This window comes from Roseateles sp. P5_E11, assembly GCF_054049355.1.
In genome coordinates this window covers 1-14,579 of sequence record NZ_JBFUMO010000100.1, presented here as the reverse complement: position 1 = coordinate 14,579, position 14,579 = coordinate 1, and the positions used below count along the sequence as shown (strand labels likewise).

At 65.1% G+C, this 14,579-nt stretch carries 12 protein-coding genes and 1 pseudogene; 4 read left to right on the top strand and 9 right to left on the bottom strand.

Going from position 1 to position 14,579, the window contains the following annotated elements:
- Nucleotides 1-310, bottom strand: a 310-nt coding sequence (locus ACXJKR_RS10300) for a hemerythrin domain-containing protein (protein WP_457322765.1), incomplete at its 3' end; no start/stop codon positions are given.
- Nucleotides 311-396: 86 nt separating this feature from the next.
- Nucleotides 397-868: pseudogene (locus tag ACXJKR_RS10295) on the bottom strand (isocitrate dehydrogenase kinase/phosphatase-domain containing protein); the annotation flags it as partial.
- Between the two features lie 349 nt (nt 869-1,217).
- On the opposite strand from ACXJKR_RS10295, the gene ACXJKR_RS10290 reads away from it, so the two are divergent.
- Both ACXJKR_RS10290 and ACXJKR_RS10285 read left to right on the top strand, forming a co-directional pair.
- The gene (locus tag ACXJKR_RS10290) at nt 1,218-1,934 is read left to right on the top strand and encodes a hypothetical protein (protein WP_457322764.1); all 717 of its coding nucleotides are present in this window, start codon (nt 1,218-1,220) and stop codon (nt 1,932-1,934) included.
- A complete protein-coding gene (locus tag ACXJKR_RS10285; protein ID WP_457322763.1) occupies nt 1,931-2,683 on the top strand; it encodes a hypothetical protein in 753 nt (250 codons plus the stop codon). The genes ACXJKR_RS10290 and ACXJKR_RS10285 overlap by 4 nt, the downstream gene beginning before the upstream one ends.
- Nucleotides 2,684-2,817: 134 nt before the next feature.
- Here the strand turns inward: ACXJKR_RS10285 and aceK are convergent, their stop codons facing one another.
- The 4 genes from aceK to ACXJKR_RS10265 all read right to left on the bottom strand — a co-directional run bounded on the left by aceK (nt 2,818) and on the right by ACXJKR_RS10265 (nt 7,464).
- Nucleotides 2,818-4,581: a bifunctional isocitrate dehydrogenase kinase/phosphatase gene (gene aceK, locus ACXJKR_RS10280; RefSeq protein ID WP_457322762.1), complete on the bottom strand. Its 1,764-nt coding sequence runs from the start codon at nt 4,579-4,581 to the stop codon at nt 2,818-2,820.
- A 13-nt stretch (nt 4,582-4,594) separates the two neighbouring features.
- Nucleotides 4,595-5,269 carry a carbonate dehydratase gene (gene can, locus ACXJKR_RS10275; protein WP_457322761.1) on the bottom strand — a complete coding sequence of 225 codons (675 nt, stop codon included), beginning with the start codon at nt 5,267-5,269 and terminating at the stop codon, nt 4,595-4,597.
- A 23-nt stretch (nt 5,270-5,292) separates the two neighbouring features.
- The gene (locus ACXJKR_RS10270) at nt 5,293-6,471 is read right to left on the bottom strand and encodes an isovaleryl-CoA dehydrogenase (protein ID WP_457322760.1); all 1,179 of its coding nucleotides are present in this window, start codon (nt 6,469-6,471) and stop codon (nt 5,293-5,295) included.
- 96 nt (nt 6,472-6,567) lie between these two features.
- A complete protein-coding gene (locus ACXJKR_RS10265) occupies nt 6,568-7,464 on the bottom strand; it encodes a LysR family transcriptional regulator (RefSeq protein ID WP_457322759.1) in 897 nt (298 codons plus the stop codon).
- A 105-nt stretch (nt 7,465-7,569) separates the two neighbouring features.
- On the opposite strand from ACXJKR_RS10265, the gene ACXJKR_RS10260 reads away from it, so the two are divergent.
- On the top strand, nt 7,570-8,247 hold the full coding sequence (locus ACXJKR_RS10260) for a Bax inhibitor-1/YccA family protein (protein WP_056204929.1): 678 nt from the start codon (nt 7,570-7,572) through the stop codon (nt 8,245-8,247).
- 80 nt (nt 8,248-8,327) lie between these two features.
- On the opposite strand, the gene ACXJKR_RS10255 is transcribed toward ACXJKR_RS10260, so the two are convergent.
- From ACXJKR_RS10255 to ACXJKR_RS10245, 3 genes are all read right to left on the bottom strand, one after another.
- Nucleotides 8,328-10,310, bottom strand: a complete 1,983-nt coding sequence (locus ACXJKR_RS10255) for an OPT family oligopeptide transporter (protein WP_457322758.1) — start codon at nt 10,308-10,310, stop codon at nt 8,328-8,330.
- A 77-nt stretch (nt 10,311-10,387) separates the two neighbouring features.
- Nucleotides 10,388-11,305: an SMP-30/gluconolactonase/LRE family protein gene (locus tag ACXJKR_RS10250; RefSeq protein ID WP_457322757.1), complete on the bottom strand. Its 918-nt coding sequence runs from the start codon at nt 11,303-11,305 to the stop codon at nt 10,388-10,390.
- A 97-nt stretch (nt 11,306-11,402) separates the two neighbouring features.
- On the bottom strand, nt 11,403-11,885 hold the full coding sequence (locus tag ACXJKR_RS10245; protein WP_457322756.1) for an Lrp/AsnC family transcriptional regulator: 483 nt from the start codon (nt 11,883-11,885) through the stop codon (nt 11,403-11,405).
- An 81-nt stretch (nt 11,886-11,966) separates the two neighbouring features.
- Here ACXJKR_RS10245 and ACXJKR_RS10240 point away from each other — a divergent pair.
- A partial coding sequence (locus tag ACXJKR_RS10240) for a methylmalonyl-CoA mutase family protein (protein WP_457322755.1) occupies nt 11,967-14,579 on the top strand: 2,613 nt, incomplete at its 3' end.

Sequence of the window (14,579 nt, the reverse complement as noted above, 5' to 3'; positions counted from 1 at the left end):
CCTTGAAGCTGAGTTCCTTGGCGGTCGCAATCCAGCCATCCTGCTGCTTGTTGCGCACCGACAGGTCTTCGAGCAGCTCGTCCACCTGGTGGTGCTCATGCAGCGCATGCCGCGAGGCATCAAGGCCTCCGTCCTCCATCAGCAGCGGCACGTAGAGGAAGCGCTCTTCGGCCGCCGCGTGTGCCATCAGCTCGACCTTCAACTGCAGGAACAGCAACTGGCGCGCGGCCATGTCGCCGCGTGACGCGGTCAGCTTGCGGCACAGGTCGCGTTGCAGGTCGTGGCTTTCGCGGATGGCGTCGAAGATCATGCGGTTGTCCCCAGAGGCCACGGGTTGCGGCGGCGCCATTGTTGATGGGCGGCGGGGCGGCGCCTGTCGGACGGAGCCGCTTCGGCTCAGGCCGCTGCGAAGCGCCGTGCCGCGCCGCGCCGCGCCGCGCCGTACGGAAACACATCATGCACCTGCCCCGCCAGGATGCGCTCCTTACGGCCCTGCCAGAAGCTCGCACCCAGCAGGTCCGCGTGATGGCGCATGAAGCACTCGCGCACCTGCGGGTTGCCGAGAAAAACGTCGCGCGGCGCGGGGCTGTACCAGACCTCGCCTGACATCTCTTCCTCCTCGTTGCGCGGCGCGGGCACGCGGCGGAAGTTGCAGTCGGTCAGGCACTCGATCTCGTCGTAGTCGTAGAACACGACCTTGCCGTGGCGGCGGTCCTCCCGAGTGATGCCGAAGTTCCACAGCATGTCGCCGGGAAAGATGTTGGCAGCCACCAGGTCCGTGATCGCGTTGCCGTACTCGACGACGACGCGCCCCAACTGCTCGGGCGTCGCGTCCGATGTTGAGCGGCACCATGCGGCGCTCGATGTAATTTGACTCGCTCCCGTTTAGTTTGGTATGACTGGCGGGGGGAGCAGGTCAATTGATGCTGAAAAAGAAATCTCAAGGCGCCTACGCATGTTGATGCGCCATACGCCGGACGCATGACTGTCTATGACCCGTGCACTCCTGGTGATCCCACCCGAGGAGGGGTGCAAATGGCAGATCAACGGGGCCAAGTGGTTCTGTAAGATTGCCGAAGAAATACCAGAACCAGAGCTTGATACTGCCCTCGAACAGGCGGTAGCCGCTTAAGTCTCTGTGACCCGCTAAACATTTATCACCTGGTCGACCGTGCCCCTGTTCAGCTGAAGGCGCTGCAGTCGACATCATCACCAAGATGATGGATTTAACTATGTTCCAAAGAAGATCGTTAATCGCCGTGCTGTTGATGATGGCAGCCGCCTCAGTTATAGCAGCCGATGAGAACTTAACCGTTGATGACAAGGATCAAGACATAGCAGCATCGTTGCTCCCCACATCCAAAAGAATGAGGCAGAGGCTAAAATTGGATGGCCTGCGAAACTACAAGCATCCCGATGGCGTTCTTGGAACTACATATTTTCCAGGCTCTGAGGCGCCTCCGGTCTCAGGGGCAATGGATCCCACCCAGGAAGTGTTGCGTCGCTTTGCTTGCCGCTATGCCGTATTTGGCGTAGCTGAGCTTCAAAATTCCAGATCTTTCATCGGAAAAGACGAGAATGGTATTTTTACTAAGCTGCATTTCAAGCTCGTTGAGAGCTGGAGCGAGCAGCCCGCGTTGAAGGCGCAATCCTTCGACCTGCTGGTTGAAGGCGGGACAGTCGAAGACAAGGGGGAAACCATTCGCCTAGACAATCCGCAGGCAGCCTATGTTAAGGGTCGCCATTATCTGATGATAATGCACTCCGCTAGAGACAAGAACAAGAGGATCTTTGCCGGCACTCCGTATTTTCTCGAGATTTCAAACGGGACCATCTATTCCGCGCCTGGTTGGTCGCCGTTTGAGCCCGGGACGACTCTGACTCGCGCAAAGGCCATGGTCCAGGAATCCCTGGAACAGAGAGGGTGCGAATGAAGAGCGACTATTTACTCAGCGGTTCCATGAAAAAGAATTTGATTGCAACACTGGTTCTTGCCGCGAGTTGCGGAATCGCGGCTGCGGATGCCGCCTGGGACGCAAGCGAGTTGGCCTGGGCCTCCAACTACTTCGGCATTCGCGTCTTCAAGAGGCAGAACCTTCACGAAGCCGACAAGTTTCCGGATGGAGCGCGCGGGCGCTCGATGGCCCTGGTGGCGCACCCGATCAGGTCCAGCGAAAAGCGCAATTCGTTCAAAAACCTGGATGAGCAATATCTGCACGATGACGTCTGCGGTGTCGACGGAGTTGTCGTCGCGAAAGCGGGAATCCCTGTTTCCGCCCTGACGGCGGACAAGGCCGACATCATTACCAAAACCCCGTTCACCATCACTAGAAAACTGAAAGGGAATGCGTCGTTCGACCCGGGCAAAGCCGTCAACGTTCTACGCCAGGGAGGCGAAGTTTCTGATCAGGGGGAACCGCTCCGGGTCCTGAATACCTACGGCACCCACTTCAACGACGGCAGCACTTATCTACTCCTGCTCCGGCGCACTCCCATCAGCGATCGCTTCGCGGACTACGTCAGCCAGGGAGAAAGCCTGGAGGTAGACGGCGGAAGACTCCATGCAGCCAAGGGCAAGTGGTATCACATCAACCACGGCGATGATTCTCAAGCCGGGCTCGATAGTATCGAGCGAATCCTGTCCGCGGAGGCCTGCCCCAATGGAAACGGAGCAGCCAAATGACAKGGCTGTCCTACAAAGGAAGGACTCTCCTGGCGGCGGCGTAGTAGTTTGGCGCGGTGTTGGCAAGCCCTGCGCTCATGACGTTCGCACGGCCTCGTGCGGGCCGCGCCAATTGGTCTCGGCGGGTGTGCCGGTCACGAAACAGATTTGTGCCGCTTGAACTGTCGCGCTTGGTCATAGGGAAACACATCATGCACATGCCCTGCCAGGATGCGCTCCTTGTGGCCCTGCCAGAAGCCGGCGTCCAGCAGGTCCGCGTGATGCCGCATGAAAGCCTCGCGCACTTTCGGATTACCTAGCAGGAAGGGCGCGAAAGTCTCGGGAAAGACGTCGCGCGGCGCGACGCCGTACCAGACCTCGCCTGACATTTCTTCCTCCTCATTGCGCGGCTCGGGCACGCGGCGGAAGTTGCAGTCGGTCAGGTATTCGATCTCGTCGTAGTCATAGAACACGACCTTGCCGTGGCGGGTCACGCCGAAGTTCTTCCACAGCATGTCGCCAGGGAAGATGTTGGCGGCCACCAGGTCCTTGATGGCGTTGCCATACTCGATGACGACGCGCTCCACCTGTTCGGGCGTGGCTTCTGCCAAGTAGATGTTCAGCGGCACCATGCGCCGCTCGATGTAGAGGTGGCGGATGACGAGGTCGTCGCCGTTCTCTTCAATGAGGCTCCCGCAGAAGTGCTTCAACTCATCGAGGAGCTCCTCCTCGAAGCGATGCCGCGGGAAGGCCACGCGCGTGTACTCCAGCGTGTCGGCCATGCGGCCCACGCGATCGTGGCTCTTCACCAGCAGGTATTTGCTCTGGATGAGCTCGCGCGTGGTGTCCTTCTGCGGTGGGTAGAAGTCCTTGATGACCTTGAAGACGAAGGGCCAGCTCGGCAGGTCGAACACCAGCATGACCATGCCCTTGATGCCAGGCGCGATGCGGAACTTGTCCGACGAATGGCGCAGGTGATAGAGGAAGTCCCGATAGAACAGGTTCTTGCCCTGCTTCTGCAGGCCCAGCGCCGAATAGATTTCCGAGCGGGGTTTCCTCGGCATCATGGAGCGCAGGAACTGCACGTACGCACTCGGCACCTCCATGTCGACGAGGAAGTAAGCGCGGGCGAAGCTGAACAGGATCAGCAGATCGTCTTCGCCGAACAGCGCCGCGTCGATGAAGTAGCGGCCATCGTCTTCGCCGCGCAGGATGGGCAGCGCAAACGGCGTCTCGGTGAAGCCGTTGATGATCTTGCCGACGACATAGGCGCCCTTGTTGCGGTAGAACAGGCTGGACAGCACCTGCAGCTGGAAGTTGGCGCGCCGGCGGAACTCGCCGAGGCGCCGCGCGACGGCGGCCAGCACCTGGTCGACGTCGGCGTCGAGGTGGGCGAACTCGCCGTTCAACTGGAAGTTGGTGATGACGCGCTGGAGGGTCTCGCGCAGCTTGTCTGGAGCCGGGTAATAGGCGCGGTAGGTCGGGGTCGCTCCGGGCTCGTCGTTCTCGATGTACTCGGTCGAGATGGCCGGGCGCACGAAGATGAAGTCGTTGTGGAAATAGGCGTGGTGCAGGATGCGCGTGCACACCGAGTTGAAGAAGGTCTCGGCCAGCTCGGGCTGGTGGTGGTTGGTCAGCAGGCCGATGTAGTGCAGCTTGACCTGCTGCCAGACTTCCATGGGCAGTGTGGACGCCGAGAAGCGCGCCTCCAGCAGCTCGCTGGCCTCGGCAACGCGGGCGTCGTAGAACTCGATGCGCAGGGCCTGGGCACGCTGCTGGCCCTGCCAGTCGCCATGCTCGAAGCGCGCCTTGGCCTCGGCCGAGGTGGCGCGGAAGAGCTTGTAGTGGCGATCGAAACCGCCCAGCAGAGCCTGGGCGATGTCGAAGGCGCGCGAGTCCGTGAGCTGGGTCGGGAACATGCCCCGACTCTATTCAGGCCACTGTGGCGTAGCGCGCCTTGACGCGCTCCAGCGCACGACGGTAGGACGGCTCCACGTCCTCGGCCTTGGTGGCCGTGAGCTGCAGATCCTCCAGCAGGCCGTTGTGCAGGCCATAGACCCAGCCATGCACGACGATCTCCTGGCCACGCTGCCAGGCGTCCTGCACGACCGTCGTCTGGCAGGCATTGCGCGCCTGCTCCAGCACGTTCAGCTCGCACAGTGCGTCGACGCGCCTGGCCTCGGGCAAGCTGTCCAACCAAGCCAGGTGGTCGTTGCGCACGTCCTGCACGTGGCGGATCCAGTTGTCGGCCAGACCCGTGCGGATGTCATACAKCGCCGCGCGCACGCCACCGCAATTGCTGTGGCCGACGACGATGATGTGGCGCACCTTGAGCTGGTCCACCGCGAACTGCATGACGGACAGGCAATTCAGGTCCGAATGCACGACGACGTTGGCGACGTTGCGATGCACGAACAGCTCGCCCGGCAGCAGGTCCACCAGCTCATTGGCCGGCACGCGGCTGTCGGCGCAGCCTATCCAAAGATATTGCGGCGTCTGCTGCTTGAGCAGGCTGGAGAAGAAGCCCGGCTCGCGGGCCTCGGTGTCAGCGGCCCAGCGCTTGTTGTTGTCGAGCAGATCCTGCAGTTCGTGGTTGGTCGTCGTCATGCTGGCATTGTCGCAATGGCGAGTTACATCGTCTCCGCAAACAGCTCGCGGCCAATCAGCATGCGGCGGATTTCACTGGTGCCGGCGCCAATCTCATAAAGCTTCGCGTCACGCCAGAGCCGGCCCAGCGGGTATTCGTTGATGTAGCCGTTGCCACCAAAGATCTGCACGCCTTCGCCGGCCATCCAGGTGGCCTTCTCAGCCGTCCACAGGATGACGGAGGCGCAGTCCTTGCGCACCTGGCGCACATGCTCGGCGCCCAGCATGTCGAGGTTCTTGGCCACTGTGTAGGCAAAGCTGCGCGCGGCCTGCAGCACGGTGTACATGTCGGCCACCTTGCCCTGGATCAGCTGGAACTCGCCGATGCTCTGGCCGAACTGCTTGCGGTCGTGGATGTAGGGCACGACGTTGTCCATGACGCTTTGCATGATGCCCAGCGGCCCGCCGGTCAGCACCGCGCGCTCGTAGTCCAGGCCCGACATCAGGACCTTGGCGCCGCCGTTCACGGCACCCAGCACGTTCTCGGCCGGCACCTCGACGTCCTGGAACACCAGCTCGCCGGTGTGCGAGCCGCGCATGCCGAGCTTGTCGAGCTTCTGCGCGATGGAAAAGCCCTTCATGCCCTTCTCGATGAGGAAGGCCGTCACGCCGCGCGCGCCCAGCTCGGGTTCGGTCTTGGCGTAGACCACCAGCGTGTCGGCGTCGGGGCCGTTGGTGATCCACATCTTGTTGCCGTTGAGCAGGTAGACGCCGCCCTTGTCCTCGGCCTTGAGCTTCATGCTCAGCACGTCGGAGCCCGCACCCGGTTCGCTCATCGCCAGCGCGCCGACATGCTCGCCGCTGATCAGCTTGGGCAGGTACTTGGCGCGCTGCGCGGCGTTGCCGTTGCGCTTGATCTGGTTCACGCACAGGTTGCTGTGCGCGCCGTAGGACAGGCCCACCGAGGCGCTGGCGCGGCTGATCTCTTCCATCGCCACCATGTGGGCCAGATAGCCCATGTTGGCGCCGCCGTATTCCTCGGGCACGGTGATGCCCAGCACGCCCAGGTCGCCCATCTTGCGCCACAGGTCCATCGGGAACTGATCGCTGCGGTCGATCTCGGCCGCGCGGGGCGCGATCTCTTCGTCGGCGAAGGCGCGCACCGCGTCGCGCAGCGCATCGATGTCTTCGCCGAGCTGGAAGTTGAGGCCGGGCAGGTTCATTCGGGTCTCCTGGTCCGCCCTGTCAGTGCCCGCTCGTGCCGGGCCTGCAGGGCAGGTTAATTGACGTAAACGTCAACTGTAGCAAGCGCGTCCGGATCAACCCGCTGCGTCGGCAGGCTGCGGCAGCAGCCGGCGCACCAGCGGGTGGCTGATCTTCTTGTCCGTGCCCACCGCGTAGAACTGCTCGACGACGCCTTCGGCAGCGCCGACGTTCACCAACCCATAGCGGCCGGTCAGCGCGTCGTCCACCGCGGTGGCGGCCGGGAACACGCCCAGGCCCTCGCTGCCGAAGGTGGCCAGCAGCGCGCTGTCCTCGAACTCGCCGGTGATCCGCGGGCGCAGGCCAAGGTCGGTCAGCCAATGGTCCAGCCGCGGGCGCAAGGCCGCGTGCGAGGTGGGCAGCAGCAGCGGCACGTCGGCCAGTGAGGCGGGGAAGTCGCGCGCCGCCGTGGCCGCCCAACGCGGGTGGGCATACCAGGCCACCGGCGAGCTGCCGAGTGAGTGGCTGTAGACGCGCAGATTCGGGTTGGACGGCGCGGGGCGGTCCGCCAGCACGACGTCCAGGCGATGCAGGGCGAGGTCGCCGAGCAGGTCGTCGAACTCGTCCTCGTGGCAAAGCAGGCGCAGTTGCGGCGTATCGAGGATGGGCGCGAGCAGGCGCTGCGCGACGAGCTTGGGCAAGCCGTCGGAGATGCCCACGGCCAGGCGCACCGTCGGCGCGGTGGCGGCATCTCGCACCCGCTCGGGCAGGGTTTCGCCGATCTGGAAGATCTGCTCGGCCTGCTCCAGCGCCGCGATGCCGGCTTCGGTCAGCGTCAGGCCGCGGCCGGCCGGCTTGAGCAGGGCTGCACCGAGGGCCTGCTCAAGCTCACGCACCTGGGTCGAGACGGTCTGCACCGACAGCCCCAGCTTCTCCGCGGCCCGCGTCAACCCGCCCTCCTTGGCAACGGCCCAGAAGTAGTAGAGGTGGCGATAACTGAAGCTCAGGCTCATGGTGATTCAGCAAGTAATCACGAAGAAACGTTTCGCGATTCTCTGCTTTTATTTGGTGTCTTGCCTACGTACCCTGCCCGTGTTCTTTCAAACCGGAGGTCTGCCATGCAAACCCGCCCCATCGCCATTGCCATGCCCCACGGCGGCGCCCTCGACCGCGGCACCGCCCATCGGGTGCTGCGCAACACCTATGCCCTGCTGTCGATGACGCTGCTGTTCAGCGCCGCCGTCGCCGCTGCGGCCGTCGCCTTCAACCTGCCAGCGCCCGGCATCATCCTGACGCTGGTAGCCTACTTCGGCCTGCTGTTCGGCATCCACAAGCTGAAGAACCGCGGCGCCGCCGTCGGCCTCGTCTTCGCGCTCACCGGTTTCATGGGTTGGACGCTCGGCCCGCTGCTGACGCGCACGCTGTCTCTGCCCGGCGGCGCCCAGACCATCATGTTGGCCCTCGGCGCGACGGGCGCCGTCTTCCTGGCGTTGTCGGCCTATGCGACGACAACCAAGCGTGACCTGTCGTGGATGGGCGGCTTTCTGTTCGCCGGCATGGTCGTCGCCGTGCTTGCAGGCCTGGCAGCGATCTTCTTCCAGATCCCCGCATTGGCACTGACGGTCTCGGCCGTCGTGGCCCTGCTGTCGGCTGGCCTGATCCTGTTCGAGACCCAGCAGATCGTGAACGGCGGCGAGACCAACTACGTGCTCGCCACCGTCAGCCTGTTCGTGTCCATCTTCAATCTGTTCACGAGCCTGCTGCATCTGTTCGGCTTCGCAGGTTCGGATGACTGAGGCCGGACCGAGGACAGCGCCTGCGCGCTGTCCGACGCTTGCCGAAGGCCAGGCGCCATGCAGGGCGGCTGGCATGACGATCAGGGCTGCTTGCTGAGCAGCCAGCGGTACAGGCCCACGCCGATGCCGGCAAAGGCCAGCAAGCCCAGCACCTGGCCTGCGGTCGCGAAGCTGTCGCCCACCAAGGCCAGCGGCGCGCCGTTGCCGGAGAACACGACGACGGCCGCAAGCACCACGCCGAGCAGGCTCTCGCCGACGATGAGGCCGGAGGCCAGCAGCACGCCGAGCTGCTTTGTGGCTTCTGGATCGCGCTTGTAGGACGCGCGGCGGTCGAACCACCAGCCGGCCACGGCGCCGACGACGATCATCAGCGTGCTGTTCATCGGCAGATAGATGCCCAGGCCGACGGCCAGCGGCGCGCAATGCGCCTTGCCGCCGGTCGCACGCTTCAATACCTCGTCCACGGCAATGGTGGCGACGCCGATCAGCACGCCAATGCCGATGAGGTTCCAGTTCAGGTCACCTTGGATGACCCCCTTGGCCAGCGCCGAGATCAGCGCGGCCTGGGGCGCAGCGAGGGCCTTCTTGGGGTCGACACCCGGCGCGCCAGCGAAGCCATAAGCCTGGTTCAGCAGGTCCAGCACCGGCGGGATGACGATGGCGCCGGCCACGACACCGATGATCAGCGCCACCTGCTGGCGCCAGGGCGTGGCGTCAACGAGCTGGCCGGTCTTCAGGTCCTGCAGGTTGTCGTTGGAGATGGTTGCGACCGCGAACACGACGGCCGTGACGAACAGCGCAAAGGCGACCAGCGCCTGGCCGGTGGACGCCGGCAGCATGGGCTTGACGACCAGGGCCAGCAGCAGCGACACGCCGATGACGACGAGGATGCCGACGCCCGACAGCGGGCTGTTCGACGAGCCGATCAGGCCGGCCATGTAGCCGCACACCGCGGCCACGAAGAAGCTCATCAGCACGACATAGACGACACCGCCGACCACGAGCAGGCCGAGCTGGTCACCCAGGCCCGCGCTGGTGGCGAAGCTGGACAGCATGAAGCCGATCGGCAGCATGCAGGCCAGCGTGATGAGGCCGACGGTGCCGATGGGGATGTCCTGCTCGTTGCGCGGCAGCGTGTCGGCCTTGCCGGCCTTGCGCACGCGAGCCGACATGGCGGCCGAGTGCAGGCCGGCAACGATCGGCTTGGCCAGCTTGACCAACGTCCAGATGGCGGCGACGGCGATGCAGCCGGCACCGATGAAGCGCACCTTCTTGCTCCAGGCAAACAGTGCGACCGCTTCTGCGGCGCCGTCGACACCGGACGTCAGGATGGGCACGCCACCCAGCCAGGCGATGCAGGCGCCGACAAGGATGGCCACACCCACCCACAGGCCGACGAGGTGACCCACGGCCAGCAGCGCGAAGCTGAAGTTCAGGTCATAGCCTGTTGTGGGCCCACTACCGCTCTTCTCGCCACCGGGCAGGCGGAAGTACTGCGCCAGATTGGCCGCGAAGAGCTGGGTCGCGACGACGATGCTGAAGCCGGCCGACACGACGGTGCCGGCCACGATGGCGGCCAGGCCTTGGCGGTTGGCTTCGCCACTGTCGGCGGCATGGCCGACCTTGAGCACCTCGGCGCAGGCCACGCCTTCCGGATAGGGCAGCGGCGAGTTGGTGACCAGCGCCCGGCGCAGTGGGATGGAATACATGACACCCAGCACGCCGCCCAGGGCGCACAGCGTCATCGACATCCAGTACGGGAAGCCCGTCCACCAGCCGATCATGACCAGGCCGGGCAGCACGAAGATGATGGAGGACAGCGTGCCGGCCGACGAGGCAATCGTCTGCACGATATTGGTCTCGCCGATGGAGTTGCCCGCCGCGCGGCGCAGCAGGGCCATGGAGATGACGGCGGCCGGGATGGAGGTCGCAAACGTCAGGCCGGCCTTGAGGCCGAAATAGACGTTGGCGGCCGTGAAGACCAGGGTGATGAGGATGCCCAGGACGATGCCGCGGGCGGTCAGTTCGGTCCCGAGCGGCGCGGGTGAGGCGTTGGTGGTCACGGGCTGGAGGCGGGAGTTTGAGATGGGGGCGGATCATGCCCCCATTCGCYGGCCGGCCGGACCGGGTTCCCCCGCGTTCAGCAGGGCTTGACGCCGTTGACCGCCAGCAGCACCGAGTAGACCGAGCTCGTCGCACAGATGAAGAGGCGGTTGCCCTTGGGGCCGCCGAAGACGAGGTTGGACACCCGCTCGGGCATGCGGATGCGGYCGATCAGCGTGCCGTCCGCCTCATGGCAGTGGATGGCGCGGCCAGCACTGGTCCAGATGCGGCCGGCGGTGTCGCAGCGAAAGCCGTCGTAGAAACCGGTGTCGCAGCTGATGAAGACCTCACCGCCGCTCAAGGCGCCGTCAGCGTCGACGGCGAAGCGGCGCATCGTGCCGCGCTCGACACCGGTGTCGGCGACGTAGAGCCAGCGCTCGTCGGGCGAGAACGCCAGGCCGTTGGGGTGGGTCATCGTGTCGACCACCACGCGCAGCTCGCCGGTGTCCGGTTGAAGCCGGTAGACATAGCAGCCCGCCTGCTCCTGCGGCGAGCGCACGCCTTCGTAGTCATCCACGATGCCATAGGGCGGGTCGGTGAACCAGATGCTGCCGTCGGACTTCACGACCACGTCATTGGGGCTGTTGAGCCGCTTGGCGTCAAAGTGCGAGGCCAGTACGGTCAGCGAGCCGTCGTGCTCGGTGCGCACAACGCGTCGGCCGCCCTGCTCACAGCTGACGAGGCGCCCTTGCCGGTCCAGCGTGTGGCCGTTGGTGTAGCCCGAGGGCTTGCGGAACTCGGCGACGTGGCCGGTCACCTCGCACCAGCTCAGCATGCGCTCGTTGGGGATGTCGCTCCAGAGCAGGCGGCGCTGCGCGGGGATGTAGACCGGCCCCTCGGTCCAGCGGCAGCCGCTGGCCAGGCGCTCCAGCCGGGCGCTCTTGCGGAAGCAGTCCTCGAAGCGCGCGTCCAGCACTTCGAACTCGGTCGGCTCGCTGGGGATCTCGAAACTCATCTCGTGTCGTCCTTTCGTTTGAAAGACGACATCGTCCGGCGACGGACCCGTCGCTGGGCGGCGTTGCAGGGCGCGCGAATGCCGCTTCGCGGCGATTTCAGTCCGCCAGCGGCAGCCCGGCGTCGTCCTTGCACTCGTCCAGCACAAAGACCGAACGGAATTTGCGGATGTTGGCGTCGTCGAAGAACAGCTCGCGCGTCAGCGCCTCGAACTCGGCCACGTCGCGGCAGCGGATGAGCAGCAGGAAATCGCTGTCGCCCGCCACATAGAAGCATTGCTGCACGCGCGGCTCGGCGGCCATGCGGCGCTTGAAGCCGTCGATGACGGCCTTGCGGCTGGCCTCGCGCAGCTCCACCTCCACCCACACCGCCAGGCCGTAACCCAGCGCCGCCGCATCCAGCACCAGGCGCTCGCCGCGGATGACGCCGGCCTCGCGCAGCCGGCGGATGCGCCGCTGCACGGCCGTGACCGACAGGCCGATGGCGGTGGCGATGCGCTCGGCCGGCTGGCGCGGGTCGCCCTGCAAGCGGCCGAGGATTTGCCGATCAAATTTGTCGAGATCAGGTGCGGACTCCGTCATGGCCAAGCACCATACCCGGACGCTCAATTGACGTTAACGTCAATTGGCGACCTAGAATCCGGCCCGAGCAAGGAGACAGCCATGACCGACCTCTCTAGCGACTACAAAGCGCTGGCCGAGTACCGCCCGACCCACAAGGTCCGTTTCGTCACCGCCGCCAGCCTGTTTGACGGGCATGACGCCGCCATCAACATCATGCGGCGCATCCTGCAGGGCATGGGCACCGAGGTCATCCACCTCGGGCACAACCGCTCGGTGGACGAAGTCGTCACCGCGGCGTTGCAGGAGGATGCTCAGGGCATCGCCATCAGCTCCTACCAGGGCGGCCACGTCGAGTACTTCAAGTACATGGTGCAGTTGCTGAAGGAACGCGGCGGCGAGCACATCCAGGTCTTCGGCGGCGGCGGCGGCGTCATCGTGCCGGCCGAGATCCGCGAGCTGGCCGAACATGGCGTGCGCATCTTCAGCCCGGAGGACGGCCAGCGCATGGGCCTGCAAGGCATGATCGGCGAGATGGTCATGAAGGCCGACCAGGACTTCAGCGTCTACGCGCCTCAGGACCTGGCGGCCATTACCGGCCATTCGGAGGCGGCCTGGCGCTCGCTGGCCCAGCTGCTGACGGCGCTGGAGAACGGCAAGGCCGACGGTTCAATAGTCGATGCGCTGCGCGACCAGGCCAAGAGCATCAAGACGCCGGTGCTCGGTATCACCGGCACCGGTGGCGCCGGCAAGTCCAGCCTGACCGACGAGTTGATCCGCCGCCTGCGCCTCGACCAGGGCGACGCGCTGCGCGTGGCGCTGATCTCCATCGACCCGTCACGCCGCAAGAGCGGTGGCGCCCTGCTGGGCGACCGCATCCGCATGAACGCGATCTCGCCCTGGGGCCAGGGCCCGCGCGTCTTCATGCGTTCGCTGGCCACGCGGGATTTCGGCTCCGAGATCTCCCCTGCCCTGCCGGATGTCATCGCCGCCGCCAAGGTCGCGGGCTTCGACCTCGTCATCGTCGAGACGAGCGGCATCGGCCAGGGCGACGCGGCCATCGTGCCGCTCGTGAACGTGCCCATGTACGTCATGACGCCCGAGTTCGGCGCCGCCAGCCAGCTCGAGAAGATCGACATGCTGGACTTCGCCGAGTTCGTCGCCATCAACAAGTTCGATCGCAAGGGCTCCCTGGACGCGCTGCGTGATGTGAGCAAGCAGGTGCAGCGCAACCGCGAGGCCTTCACGGTCATGCCGGACACCATGCCGGTGTTCGGCACCATGGCCAGCCGCTTCAACGACGACGGCGTGACCGCGCTCTACCAGGCGCTCAAGGTGCGACTGGCCGACCTGGGCATCCCCTTCAGCGAAGGCCGCCTGCCGCGCGTCGACACCCGCCACAGCACCCACCAGACCCCCATCGTGCCGGCTGCCCGCGTGCGCTACTTGGCCGACATCAGCGACACGGTGCGCGCCTACAAGGGCCGCGCGCGCAAGCAGGCCGCGCTGGCCCGCGAGATCCAGCAGCTGGAAGCCAGCCGCGCCATGCTGGAGGCCGCCAACCCCGACAAGAACGGTGCCCGCACGGCMCTGGCTGACCTGGCGGAACAGCGCAAGGCCCGGCTCGATGGCGATGCGCGCCAGCTGCTGCAGCAGTGGCCCGACATGGTCAAGGCCTACGCCGGCGACGAGTACGTCGTGAAGATCCGCGACAAGGAAATCCGCACCGCGCTGGTCACGCAAAGCCTGTCGGGCACCAAGATCCGCAAGGTCGTGCTGCCGGGCTACGAGTGCCACGGCGAGCTGCTGAAGTGGCTGATGCTGGAGAACGTGCCCGGCAGCTTCCCGTATGCGGCCGGCGTGTTCGCCTTCAAGCGCGAGGGCGAGGACCCGACGCGCATGTTCGCCGGCGAGGGCGACGCCTTCCGCACCAACCGCCGCTTCAAGCTGGTGTCCGAGGGCATGCCCGCCAAGCGCCTGTCCACGGCCTTCGACTCGGTGACGCTGTACGGCGCCGATCCCGCGCCGCGGCCGGACATCTACGGCAAGGTCGGCAACTCCGGCGTGAGCATCGCGACGCTGGACGACATGAAGGTGCTGTACGACGGTTTCGACCTGTGCAGCCCGACCACCAGCGTGTCCATGACCATCAACGGCCCCGCGCCGTCCATCCTGGCCATGTTCATGAACACGGCCATCGACCAGAACCTCGCCAAGTTCAAGGCCGACAACGGCCGCGAGCCGACGGCCGACGAGGCCGCCAAGATCAAGGACTGGGTGCTGGCCAATGTGCGCGGCACCGTGCAGGCCGACATCCTGAAGGAAGACCAGGGCCAGAACACCTGCATCTTCTCGACTGAGTTCTCGCTGAAGGTCATGGGCGACATTGCCGAGTACTTCGTGCACCACAACGTGCGCAATTTCTACTCGGTGTCGATCTCGGGGTATCACATTGCTGAAGCGGGTGCGAACCCGATCAGCCAGCTGGCGCTGACGCTGTCCAACGGCTTCACGTTTGTCGAGGCGTATCTCGCGCGCGGCATGCACATCGACGACTTCGCGCCCAACCTGTCGTTCTTCTTCAGCAACGGCATGGACCCGGAGTACACGGTGCTGGGCCGCGTCGCGCGCCGCATCTGGGCCATCGCCATGCGTGATCGCTACGGCGCCAACGAGCGCTCGCAGAAGCTGAAGTACCACGTGCAGACGTCGGGC

Excerpts from the sequence above, each read along its gene's own strand:
- ACXJKR_RS10270 (WP_457322760.1), bottom strand. The coding sequence starts at position 6,471 with ATGAACCTGCCCGGCCTCAACTTCCAGCTCGGCGAAGACATCGATGCG.
- ACXJKR_RS10285 (WP_457322763.1), top strand. The coding sequence starts at position 1,931 with ATGAAGAGCGACTATTTACTCAGCGGTTCCATGAAAAAGAATTTGATT.
- ACXJKR_RS10265 (WP_457322759.1), bottom strand. The coding sequence starts at position 7,464 with ATGAGCCTGAGCTTCAGTTATCGCCACCTCTACTACTTCTGGGCCGTT.
- ACXJKR_RS10260 (WP_056204929.1), top strand. The coding sequence starts at position 7,570 with ATGCAAACCCGCCCCATCGCCATTGCCATGCCCCACGGCGGCGCCCTC.
- aceK (WP_457322762.1), bottom strand. The coding sequence starts at position 4,581 with ATGTTCCCGACCCAGCTCACGGACTCGCGCGCCTTCGACATCGCCCAG.
- ACXJKR_RS10290 (WP_457322764.1), top strand. The coding sequence starts at position 1,218 with ATGATGGATTTAACTATGTTCCAAAGAAGATCGTTAATCGCCGTGCTG.
- ACXJKR_RS10245 (WP_457322756.1), bottom strand. The coding sequence starts at position 11,885 with ATGACGGAGTCCGCACCTGATCTCGACAAATTTGATCGGCAAATCCTC.